Origin of the sequence: Pseudoalteromonas sp. T1lg122, assembly GCF_002964825.1 — a bacterium.
Classification (GTDB): Bacteria; Pseudomonadota; Gammaproteobacteria; order Enterobacterales; family Alteromonadaceae; genus Pseudoalteromonas; species Pseudoalteromonas gelatinilytica.
The window spans coordinates 286,219-297,806 of record NZ_PQCG01000034.1; the positions used below are offsets into that span (position 1 = coordinate 286,219).

General features: G+C 43.4%; 8 protein-coding genes, 1 tRNA gene and 1 pseudogene. All 10 read right to left on the minus strand.

Annotated features, from left to right (window positions below):
* Positions 1–64: 64 nt before the first annotated feature.
* The 10 genes and pseudogenes from C2M33_RS19460 to C2M33_RS19505 all read right to left on the minus strand — a co-directional run bounded on the left by C2M33_RS19460 (position 65) and on the right by C2M33_RS19505 (position 11,518).
* Positions 65–1,267, minus strand: a complete 1,203-nt coding sequence (locus C2M33_RS19460) for a hypothetical protein (RefSeq protein ID WP_105175214.1) — start codon at positions 1,265–1,267, stop codon at positions 65–67.
* Positions 1,251–2,129 (minus strand): lipoprotein NlpI, encoded by an 879-nt coding sequence (nlpI, locus tag C2M33_RS19465; protein WP_063706770.1) that lies wholly within the window; start codon positions 2,127–2,129, stop codon positions 1,251–1,253. The genes C2M33_RS19460 and nlpI overlap by 17 nt, the downstream gene beginning before the upstream one ends.
* 128 nt (positions 2,130–2,257) lie before the next feature.
* On the minus strand, positions 2,258–4,387 hold the full coding sequence (gene pnp, locus C2M33_RS19470; protein ID WP_105175215.1) for a polyribonucleotide nucleotidyltransferase: 2,130 nt from the start codon (positions 4,385–4,387) through the stop codon (positions 2,258–2,260).
* 242 nt (positions 4,388–4,629) lie between these two features.
* Positions 4,630–4,899, minus strand: coding sequence for a 30S ribosomal protein S15 (rpsO, locus tag C2M33_RS19475; RefSeq protein WP_054553172.1), 270 nt, complete (start codon positions 4,897–4,899; stop codon positions 4,630–4,632).
* A 110-nt stretch (positions 4,900–5,009) separates the two neighbouring features.
* Positions 5,010–5,954 (minus strand): tRNA pseudouridine(55) synthase TruB, encoded by a 945-nt coding sequence (truB, locus tag C2M33_RS19480; RefSeq protein ID WP_063706762.1) that lies wholly within the window; start codon positions 5,952–5,954, stop codon positions 5,010–5,012.
* Positions 5,954–6,358 carry a 30S ribosome-binding factor RbfA gene (gene rbfA, locus C2M33_RS19485; protein WP_063706760.1) on the minus strand — a complete coding sequence of 135 codons (405 nt, stop codon included), beginning with the start codon at positions 6,356–6,358 and terminating at the stop codon, positions 5,954–5,956. The genes truB and rbfA overlap by 1 nt, the downstream gene beginning before the upstream one ends.
* A 110-nt stretch (positions 6,359–6,468) precedes the next feature.
* A pseudogene (gene infB / locus C2M33_RS19490) lies at positions 6,469–9,131 on the minus strand (translation initiation factor IF-2).
* 25 nt (positions 9,132–9,156) lie between these two features.
* Positions 9,157–10,656 (minus strand): transcription termination factor NusA, encoded by a 1,500-nt coding sequence (gene nusA, locus C2M33_RS19495; RefSeq protein WP_063706756.1) that lies wholly within the window; start codon positions 10,654–10,656, stop codon positions 9,157–9,159.
* A gap of 38 nt (positions 10,657–10,694) precedes the next feature.
* A complete protein-coding gene (gene rimP, locus C2M33_RS19500; protein WP_054553177.1) occupies positions 10,695–11,150 on the minus strand; it encodes a ribosome maturation factor RimP in 456 nt (151 codons plus the stop codon).
* Between the two features lie 291 nt (positions 11,151–11,441).
* A tRNA-Met gene (locus tag C2M33_RS19505) sits at positions 11,442–11,518 on the minus strand.
* Positions 11,519–11,588 lie beyond the last annotated feature (70 nt).

Below are 11,588 nucleotides of genomic sequence, written 5' to 3' on the forward strand. Positions count from 1 at the left end.
GGAGACAGACCTATTTGCTCAAACTTTAACCGACTCGCATACTAAAATAGCAATAAATAGACGATTAGTCAGAAAATTTCTGTTCTCTTGAAGCCGTTGTAAATACAGGCTTTACTCCTAAAAATGCAAAATATTCAGAAAACCGAACAGGCTGTGTTAAGGGCTGGTTAATTTGTTTTTGCCAAAGTTGCCGATATTGCGCTGACAACCCCATCGTTTGGTATTGCATAATTGACCAGTTAGGGCTGGGCTTATACGCTTTTTTATTGCCACAGGCGAGACTCTTTTGCCACCCTTTAGGAGGAGAAGATTGGTTAGCAATAAACAAATTGGGCGCAACCTGCCCTTGCTGCTTACAAAGCCACTGCTGTTTTTGCTCTGGTAACGCATACTCATCTTCAAAACCATTAAAGTGCATCAACTCATGTAAAAACACCGCATAAGATTGCGATGAGTTGATATGCATGATCCCGCCAAGCACATTTGCAGCTCCTTGCTGCGACATCATGACAATAAAATCAAACCCCGCAGGCCATGAACGCGCTGCCGCATTTTGCCAGTTACAGCTCAGTGCCCCACTGCTGCCATCACAGTTAAACGTATCTGCCACATAGACAATGTCGGTGAAACAAAAGCTCCCCTTTGCTGGCTCAGGTTTATTAGTGTATTGCTGTTTAAAGTGCTTTAAGGTCGCGATGCCTTTGTAGTGATCTGTCATCATTAGAACATTAAACCGACATTGATCACTTGGCTGTAAATGCACAGCCGATAACACAAACTGTTGTTGCTGCGCATACGCAGAAGTTATTTGCTCAACCGGCATTTTTTGATGCAATAGAAAAGCCTGTTTTGCACTGCCCTGTGGTAATTGACCGGCCTGAAAAAGGCGAGCGAGTTCATGCCATTGCGTTGTTGCAACAAGCTTATCTGATAACGTGAGTTGCTGTGTGGTTGTGAAGTCAGAAAAGTAAGGCTGCCACCATAGTTTTGCCCCCTTGTAATCCCCGTGTTGTAAAAACCTGAGTGCAAGTTGATACGCTGCGCTACTGTCATTAAGCTGTGCAAGCTGTCGAAGTTGTGCGTTACTTAATTCTAATTGCTGGGCATTTATCGCACTTGGTGCAAGATAATAAATAGCCGTTGCTTGTGAAGGATTAACGTTCGCGTAGTAAAGATAGGCAGGAATAAAGCGAGACACTGAGCTTGAAATACACCCCAAGCTCAGTATCAGAATAACACTAAAAAAAAGCTTAGCTTGCGTTTTCACCAGCCATTAACTCAAGCTCTAAACGGGCATATTTGTATTCAACAAATTCATGCACATTGGTGGCAAGGGCAAGTCTGAAGTAATCAGCTGCAAGGTAGTCGTTACCCGCCGCTTGATGTAACTTAGCTAGGTAGAAATAAGCTTCACACAGGCGATGCGCATATTCTTGCTCGGAAGTAACGCCTTCGATGATGCCAGATAAGAATTCAAATTCACTGATATCGCCTAAATAAAGTGCCAGCAATTGATAACCCCATTGCGACTCATCAACACCTTGTGCATTCGCTTTCAAATCAATCAAGGCTTGTGCTTTATCGGCTTCTGACTGAGCTAAATAAAGCCATAAAACACGATACGGGTCACTCGGCGAACGGTTAAGGAACTGCTGAAGATCATCTTGTGCAAGTAATGGACGCTCACCGTAGTAAAGCGCAATACCACGATTGAGGTAGGCATATTCATGCTGCTCATTTAATTCAAGTGCTGAATCAAAAAACTCATACGCTTGCTCATACTGCTGCATTAATGTGTGGTGGATCCCTAAAAAGTTATACACCTCTGCTAAATCAGGTTTGAGCTTAATCGCACGATTAAAATCAATACGTGCCAATGTCGACATGCCTAAGCTGTCAAATAATACGCCACGGTCATAATAAAGTTTTGCTTGTTGTTCGCTGCTTAAATCAGCACGATTTAATAGCTCAGAATAACGAGCAATTGTAATTTCATTACGAAAATCAGGCGCTAACGGTGCAGTGAAAGGCACATTAACAATAGGGACTGACTCAGGTTGTGAGGTTGTTTGACATGCACTTAAAGAAAAAATAGCCACAGCGGTCAATGCTAAGTGTTTAAAAATCATTAAATTCCTTAATACCTGAATTCTCTGTAGACAAAGGCGAAGCGGATAGGTTTCATTAAAGCATAAAAAAAGGGGCTAAACAGCCCCTTTTTCTTATATCCAGTAAATAACTGGTTATTCAATCATCATTAAGCGTCTTTTGGCTCTTCTGCTTTTTCTTCAGCAGCTGGTTCCATTGCTTCTTTGATGCTTAGACGTACACGACCTTGGCGATCTACTTCAAGAACTTTAACTTTAACTTCTTGGCCTTCGCTTAGGTGGTCAGTAACGTTATTAACACGCTCTGTGCTGATTTGTGAAATGTGCACTAGACCGTCTTTACCCGGAAGGATGTTAACGAACGCACCGAAATCAACGATACGTACAACTTTACCAGTGTAGATAGCACCTACTTCTAGTTCAGCAGTTAATTGCTCGATACGCTTGATAGCTTCGTTTGCACTCATGCCGTCAGTTGCAGCGATCTTGATTGTACCGTCATCTTCGATTTCAATCGTTGTGCCCGTTTCTTCAGTAAGTTGACGGATAGTTGCGCCACCTTTACCGATAACTTCAGCAATTTTCTTCGCAGGGATTTGCATTGTGTAGATGCGTGGTGCGAATTGAGATAACTCTTCAGAAGGAGCAGAAATCGCTTCATCCATTACACCTAAGATGTGTAGACGTGCAGCTTTCGCTTGTTTAAGCGCGATTTGCATGATTTCTTTAGTGATACCTTCGATCTTGATATCCATTTGTAGTGCAGTGATACCGTTTGAAGTACCCGCAACTTTAAAGTCCATGTCACCTAAGTGATCTTCATCACCTAAGATGTCTGAAAGAACAACGAAATCTTCGCCTTCTTTTACTAGACCCATCGCGATACCAGCAACAGATGCTTTGATTGGTACACCCGCGTTCATAAGTGCTAGTGACGTACCACATACTGATGCCATAGACGATGAACCGTTTGATTCAGTGATTTCTGAAACAACACGGATTGAATATGGGAAGTCAGCTAATGTTGGTAATACTGCAGCAATACCACGCTTAGCTAGGTTACCGTGACCGATTTCACGACGCTTAGGAGAACCTACGAAACCTGTTTCACCTACGCAGAACGGAGGGAAGTTGTAGTGAAGCATGAAGTGATGCTTGTTAGTACCTGTTAAGTCGTCGATTAACTGTGAATCACGCTCAGTACCAAGTGTTGCAGTCACAAGTGCTTGCGTCTCACCACGCGTGAAGATTGCAGAACCATGAGTACGTGGTAATACACCCGTCATTACGTCTAGTGCACGAACCATATCTGGTTCACGACCATCGATACGTTTTTCACCAGCGATGATACGGCCACGAACGATTTCTTTTTCTAAAGAACCGAATAGTTTGCCAACTTCTTGCGTATCTAACACTTCGTCTTCAGCAAGTTCAGCTGTTAATGTAGCAACCACTTCTTCTTTCGCTACACCTAGTGCTTCTTTACGCGCTACTTTGTCAGTGATGCGATATGCTTCACCTACTTTTTCAGCAGCGATTGCAGAGATTTTCTCAGCAAGTGTTACGTTTTTCTCTGGTGCAGTCCAATCCCACGCTGGTTTACCTGCTTCAGCTTTAAACTCGTTGATTGCGTTGATGATAGCTTGAGATTGCTCATGACCATAAACAACCGCACCTAACATTACGTCTTCAGAAAGCGTTTCAGCTTCTGATTCAACCATAAGTACTGCGTTATCAGTACCAGCAACAACTAGGTCTAATTGGCTTTCTTCAAGCTCAGCGAGTGTTGGGTTAAGTACGTATTCACCGTTGATGAAACCAACACGTGATGCACCGATAGGACCATTGAATGGAATACCAGAGATAGCAAGTGCTGCTGAAGTACCAATCATAGCAACCATGTCAGGTTGGATTTCTGGGTTAACAGAAACAACTGTCGCGATTACTTGTACTTCGTTTACGAAACCGTCAGGGAAAAGTGGACGGATTGGACGGTCGATTAGACGAGCGATTAACGTTTCGCCATCGTTAGGACGACCTTCACGCTTAAGGAAACCACCAGGGATACGACCCGCAGCGTACATACGCTCTTGGTAGTTAACTGTTAGTGGGAAGAAGTCTTGACCTGGTTGTGCATCACGCTTACCAACAACAGTAACTAATACTGAAGTGTCGCCAATGCTTGCTAGTACTGCGCCGTCAGCTTGACGAGCGATAGCACCCGTTTCTAGGGTCACAGTGTGTTGACCTAGTTGAAATTCTTTAATAATTGCTTGCACTTAAAAATGTCCTTTAAATGTAAAAGCAACTCAGAGCAGTGCTCCGAATTGGTAAAAAATAGTCCATCAAAGTACCAATTACAGTACTTAATTAAACTTAATAAAAATCAATTAAGTACTACAATTGGCAATGATGTTTTTTGATATCTAGGAAGCATCCACTCCCTAGGTGTGCGCTAGTATACCTTTCATACGCGCACAAAAAAAGGGGCTAAATAGCCCCTTTTCTCGTAATCTAGTTCTTAGCGACGTAGGCCAAGCTCTTGGATTAACGCAGTGTAACGTGCAATGTCTTTACCTTTAAGGTAGTCAAGCAGTTTACGGCGTTGGCTTACTTTGCGAAGAAGACCACGACGTGAGTGGAAGTCGTGCTTGTGGCTAGCAAAGTGACCTTGAAGCTTGTTGATATCGAAAGTTAGAAGTGCAACTTGTACTTCAGGTGAACCAGTGTCGCCTTCAGCGCGTGCAAATTTAGCGATGATTTCAACTTTTTCTTGATTGCTTAGTGACATAGTAACTCCAAAAATTAATTTAAATTGTGTTTTAGCCGATCACTAATTCAGCCAAAACGATTGAGCGGGGCGTATTCTACCCAGCTTTGCTCATAACTACAAGGTAATCTTTACTCAGGCAGTTGATTTGATAAACCGCGCTTTGATTTTAAGTGGCCGTCTTTATGACGCTCACCAGTGCCAATGAACACGCCATCAGCCATGACTTTAACCACACCATCGGGGACAGGCTTACCAATAACCACGGTTTGACCATGGCTAAATGCCACGCCCTGCTCTTGCGTAATTTCAATCACAGGTAAATCAACCAAAGCAGTATCCATTGGCAGTAATAACTCATCGAGGTAGCTTGAAGGAGCAACATCATCAGCTTTCGCTTGTTGTAGCTTTTCTTCAAGTTGCTCAAGGGTAACCATTTTCTCACTTGGATAATGCCCTACCGCACTACGATGCAGCATAATAACATGCGCACCACAGCCGAGCTTTTCGCCTAAATCATCAACAATAGTACGAATATAAGTACCTTTAGACACATGTGCCGTCATTTGTACTTCGTTGTTCGCTTCATCAAACTCATCAAGCGTTAAACTAAATACATTAATTTTTCGACACTTACGAGGTACTTCAATGCCTTCACGGGCATATTTATACAAAGGCTGACCTTGGTATTTAAGCGCTGAGTACATCGAAGGATATTGATCCGACTCACCTAAGAAGCTGGCAATTTGCTCAGCTAATTGTTCACGCGTGACCGATACTTCGCGCGTTTCAACCACTTCACCATCTGAATCAGAGGTAGTGGTTCGCTCACCAAGTTTGGCGCGTACAACATAGGTTTTATCAGTATCAAGCAAGAACTGGGTAAACTTAGTCGCTTCACCAAAACAAATAGGCAGCATACCCGTCGCGAGCGGATCAAGCGCACCGGTGTGGCCTGCTTTTTGAGCAAAGTAAATTCCCTTTGCTTGCTGCAATGCTTTGTTTGATGAAATACCTTGCGGCTTATTAAGTAATAAGATGCCGTCAATAGCACGACCTTTACTGCGTCTAGCCATTAGTCTTTAGTGCCTTCTTCGCTGCCGTCTTCGTCTACATGCTTGGCATTGTCTTCACGAATAACTGAGTCAACCAAGTTCGAAATACGCATACCTTCCATAAGCGAGTTATCAATAACAAAACGTAACTCAGGCATGATGCGCGCACGAATGCGTTTACCTAATAAAGAACGGATATAACCCGTTGCTTCATTTAAGATTTTAGCGCTTTGCTTCGCTTTATCTTCATCGTCAGTATTAAACACTGTGATAAATACTTTTGCGTAAGATAAGTCGCGAGATACCTCAACCGCAGACACTGTCACCATGCCTAAGCGTGGATCTTTGATTTCGCGTTGAAGAATAACAGCAATCTCTTTTTGAATTTGCTGTGCAACACGATCAGTGCGAGAAAATTCTCTCATTTCATTTCACTCTAAAATAATAACTTATTGATGTTAAAGAATAAGTTAATTTAATTACGAATACACAAATGGGGGCTAGGCCCCCATTTAAAATAGTGACTTAAACGAAATTAAAGTGAACGTTGTACTTCAACCGTCTCGAATACCTCGATTTGGTCGCCAACTTTAACATCGTTGTAGTTCTTAACGCCGATACCACATTCCATACCGTTACGAACTTCTTGTACGTCATCTTTAAAGCGACGTAGTGACTCAAGTTCACCTTCATAGATAACCACGTTATCACGAAGTACACGGATAGGCGCGCTACGCTTAACGATACCTTCAGTAACCATACAACCTGCGATTGCACCAATCTTAGGTGACTTGAACACGTCACGAACTTCAGCAAGACCAATGATCTCTTGCTTAAATTCTGGTGCAAGCATACCTGACATCGCTTGTTTAACTTCTTCAATCAGGCTGTAGATAACGCTGTAGTAACGTAAGTCTAGGTTTTCTGACTCAATAACTTTACGAGCTGATGCATCAGCACGAACGTTAAAGCCAACAACGATTGCGTTTGACGCCGCTGCAAGTGTTGCATCAGTTTCAGTGATACCACCTACACCTGAACCAACAATCTTCACTTTAACTTCATCAGTAGATAGTTTAGTTAATGAATCAGCAATTGCTTCAATTGAACCTTGAACGTCTGCTTTAAGTACTACGTTAACTTCAGATACATCGCCTTCAGTCATGTTAGAGAACATGTTTTCAAGCTTCGCTTTTTGCTGACGAGCAAGTTTAACTTCACGGAATTTACCTTGACGGTAAAGCGCTACTTCACGAGCTTTACGCTCATCTTTAACTACCGTTGCTTCGTCACCAGCCGCAGGGATACCAGATAGACCTAAAATCTCAACTGGGATAGATGGACCCGCAGACTTGATGTCTTTACCGTTTTCATCTTTCATCGCACGAACACGGCCATATTCAAGACCACACAGTACGATATCACCTTGGTTAAGCGTACCAGACTGAACAAGAATTGACGCAACTGGACCACGGCCTTTATCAAGACGCGATTCAATGACAACACCTGCCGCCATACCTTCAGTTGGTGCAGTTAATTCTAGGATCTCAGCTTGCATTAATACTGCTTCAAGTAGGTCATCAATACCTAAACCTGTTTTTGCAGAGATATGTACGAATTGCGTGTCACCACCCCACTCTTCTGGGATAACGTCTAGCTGTGCTAATTCGTTCTTAACGCGATCTGGGTCGATGCCTTCTTTATCCATCTTGTTAACTGCGATGATTAAAGGAACGCCAGCAGCACGGGCGTGCTGAACCGCTTCTTTAGTTTGTGGCATTACACCATCATCCGCAGCAACAACTAGGATTACGATATCCGTTGCTTTCGCACCACGAGCACGCATTGATGTAAACGCGGCGTGACCCGGAGTATCTAAGAACGTGATCATGTGACCATTTGTTTCAACGTGGTATGCACCGATGTGCTGTGTAATACCACCAGCCTCACCAGAGGCAACTTTTGCTGAACGAATGTAATCAAGTGTTGACGTTTTACCGTGGTCAACGTGACCCATTACTGTTACAACCGGTGCACGAGGAAGCGCTTTACCTTCTTCGCTACGGTCGTTTAGTACTTTCTCTTCTAATTCGTTTTCTTTAACGATGATAACCTTGTGGCCCATTTCTTCAGCAACAAGTTGTGCTGTTTCTTGGTCGATCACTTGGTTGATGGTAACCATGTCACCCATCTTCATCATTGTTTTAACAACTTCAGCACCTTTAACCGCCATACGTGATGCAAGCTCTGCAACAGTGATTGTTTCACTGATACGTACTTCGTTTTTCACGTCTGCTGTTGGTTTTTGGAAACCGTGTTGTAATGAGGTAGGTGCTTTTAACTTACCTTTTTTACCTTTAGGACCAGAAGTTAATGGCTTCTCTTTTTGAGGTCCTTTTTTCTTTTTCTTCGCACGACGAGCACTTTGCTCTTCGCGAGCATCAGACTCATCTTCTGCTGCACGTGCGTATGAAGAAGTCGTAAGGTGGTGATCAGCGTTCTTTTCACGCTCTATACGCTCTTCTTCTTCCTTCTTCCAGCGAGCTTCATTTTCTTCAGCTAGCTTTCTTGCCTCTTCTGCTTGACGTTTCGCTTCTTCTTCAGCTTTTCTCAATGCGGCCTCTTCTGCTTCTTTTTGCAGACGCTCAGCTTCGGCGCGATCTTTTTCAGACTTAGCACTTGCTCTGGGGTCATCTGCTTCTGTTTCGCTTTACGCTCAGCCTCAGCTTTGCGTTTAGCCTCTTCTTTGGCTTGACGCTCAGCTTCTTCTTTCGCTTTGCGCTCTGCCTCTTGTTTCGCTTTAAGCTCTTCAGCTTCTTGCTGGGCTTTAAGCTCTGCTGCTTTACGTGCAGCTTCCTCAGCAGCTAAACGCTCTTCTTCTTGCTGTTGCTCAATGGCGCTTTTCTTAACGTAAGTACGTGTTTTACGTACTTCAACTTGTACAGACTTTGCTTTACCTGTTGAACCAGTCACGCTCAGCGTGCTTTTGCTCTTACGTTGCAAAGTCATGCGAGCTGGACCTTCAGAGCCCGTGCCGCCATGCTGCTTGCTCAAATGATCTAATAACGTCGACTTTTCAGACTCAGTTACCATATCACCTGCTTTTTTAGGAATACCGGCTTGCTCAAGCTGCTGTAGTAGCTTATCAACAGTTGTACCAATATCTCCGGCTAGTTTTTCAACATTTACTTCTGCCATAGTGTGTAATACCTCCGTTAATAAATTACTCGTCTGCGAACCAACAAATGTTACGCGCAGCCATAATTAGCTTGCCAGCTTCTTCTTCTGAAAGGTCAGTGATATCCACTAACTCATCAATGCCTTGCTCAGCTAAGTCTTCAAGTGTAACAACACCTTTGCTTGCCATTACGAAAGCAAGGTGACGCTCTAAACCTTCAAGTGCTAGTAGGTCTTCTGCAGGCTCTGCACCTTCTAGGCTTTCTTCTGTTTTAAGTGCTTTCGTGGTTAACGCGTCTTTTGCACGTGAACGTAAGATATCAACTGTTTCTTCGTCTAAACCGTCGATTTCTAAGAACTCAGAAGCTGGTACGTAAGCTACTTCTTCAAGCGTTGAGAAACCTTCGTTGATAAGTAATGTTGCAAACTCATCGTCGATGTCTAGGTATTCAGTGAATAAGTTGATTAGCTTGTCTGATTCAGCTTCGTTCTTCGCACGCATGTCATCTACTGTCATTACGTTTAATTCCCAGCCAGTTAACTGACTAGCAAGACGTACGTTTTGACCGTTACGACCGATTGCTTGTGCAAGGTTGTCTGCTTCAACAGCGATATCCATTGAATGCGTATCTTCGTCCATTACGATTGACGCAACTTCAGCTGGCGCCATTGCGTTGATAACGAATTGCGCTGGGTTGTCATCGTAAAGAACAATATCAACACGCTCACCACCAAGCTCACTTGATACAGCTTGTACACGTGCACCACGCATACCAACACACGCACCAACTGGGTCGATACGTTTGTCGTTAGATTTAACAGCGATTTTCGCACGAGAACCCGGATCACGTGCTGCGGCACGTAATTCAATCATCTCTTCGCCAATCTCTGGCACCTCAATGCGGAAAAGTTCCATTAGCATTTCAGGCTTAGAACGCGTTACAAATAACTGCGCGCCACGTGCTTCTGGCTTAACTTCGTATAGAAGACCACGGATACGGTCGCCTGGACGGAAGTTTTCACGCGGTAACATATCGTCACGGTAGATAACCGCTTCAGCATTGTTACCAAGGTCAAGTACGATAGCGTCACGGGTTGCTTTTTTAACAACACCTGTTACTAATTCGCCTTGTTGGTCTTTGTATTCTTCAACAACTAATGCACGCTCAGCTTCACGTACTTTTTGTACGATAACTTGCTTAGCCATTTGTGTTGTAATACGGTCAAATTTAATTGATTCGATTTGCTCTTCAACGTAATCACCAAGTTGTAAAGACGGGTCTTCAACTTGTGCTGCTTCTAGCGTGATTTCGCTGTAAGGATGTTCTAGTGAACCATCTTCAAGAACGTTAGCAATTTTCCAACGACGGAACGTGTCGTAATTACCTGTTTTACGATCGATTGATACGCGAACATCAATTTCGCCATCGTGTTTTTTCTTTGTAGCAGTCGCTAATGCGAACTCTAACGCTTCAAAAATCTTTTCTTTTGGAACCGCTTTCTCATTGGAGACGGCTTCAGCAACCAATAATATTTCTTTTGCCATGGGTTATGCCTCGCTTGCCCTATTCCTTCGCACTCGAATTAAAATTTTGCGATGATGTTCGCACGTTCAATGTTACTGATCATAATCATATGCTCAGTGCCATCTGCTGAAAGTGTGATCATATCACTGCTAACTGATACTAAATCGCCTTTAAAATTACGACGACCATCTTGTGGAAGCTTTGTACGCACGCGTACTTCTTCTCCTTGCGCCTTCTCGTAGTGATCTTGTTTGAATAATGGACGATCAACACCAGGAGACGAAACTTCCAAATCATATTCATTTGTAATTGGGTCTTCGACGTCTAAAATTGCGCTAACTTGACGACTAACGTCGGCACAATTGTCCACCGTAATCCCTGCATCGTGATCGATATAAACACGTAATGTAGAGTGGCGACCAGCTTGCACAAACTCAAGACCATGTAACTCAAAGCCTAACATTTCAACGGCCGGTGAGAGCATGGCTACTAAATCTTGCTCAAGTTTTGTCACGAAAATCCTCCATACAAACAAAAAAAGGGCATATAGCCCTGAAATACTGAGTTTAATAATGATTTAAAATCACCGCCAAGCAGATACAACAACGCCCCGAACCAAGCGGGGCGTCACACCTAAAGCATAAAACTGTGTGGCCTAGGGCCAAGCTTGGTTGCGAGTCAGTCACCTGACTAAATTAAACTAGATAGCCTAAACGCAAAACGCGCATTACCAGAATGCGCGACTTCATACAGTAAAAACTTACTGTGTATACTAAGTACACTCAACAATGCCTTAGCATGTATTTGGTTGCGGGAGCCGGATTTGAACCGACGACCTTCGGGTTATGAGCCCGACGAGCTACCAGGCTGCTCCATCCCGCGCCAATTGATATTAAAAGTATCTTAATATCGTCTGATTGAGCGATAAACACCTCAATTCAATGGCGGCTAT

Bases quoted from the DNA above. Each gene is read 5' to 3' on its own strand.
- nlpI (WP_063706770.1), bottom strand. From the start codon at position 2,129: ATGATTTTTAAACACTTAGCATTGACCGCTGTGGCTATTTTTTCTTTA.
- rpsO (WP_054553172.1), bottom strand. From the start codon at position 4,899: ATGTCACTAAGCAATCAAGAAAAAGTTGAAATCATCGCTAAATTTGCA.
- truB (WP_063706762.1), bottom strand. From the start codon at position 5,954: ATGGCTAGACGCAGTAAAGGTCGTGCTATTGACGGCATCTTATTACTT.
- rbfA (WP_063706760.1), bottom strand. From the start codon at position 6,358: ATGAGAGAATTTTCTCGCACTGATCGTGTTGCACAGCAAATTCAAAAA.
- nusA (WP_063706756.1), bottom strand. From the start codon at position 10,656: ATGGCAAAAGAAATATTATTGGTTGCTGAAGCCGTCTCCAATGAGAAA.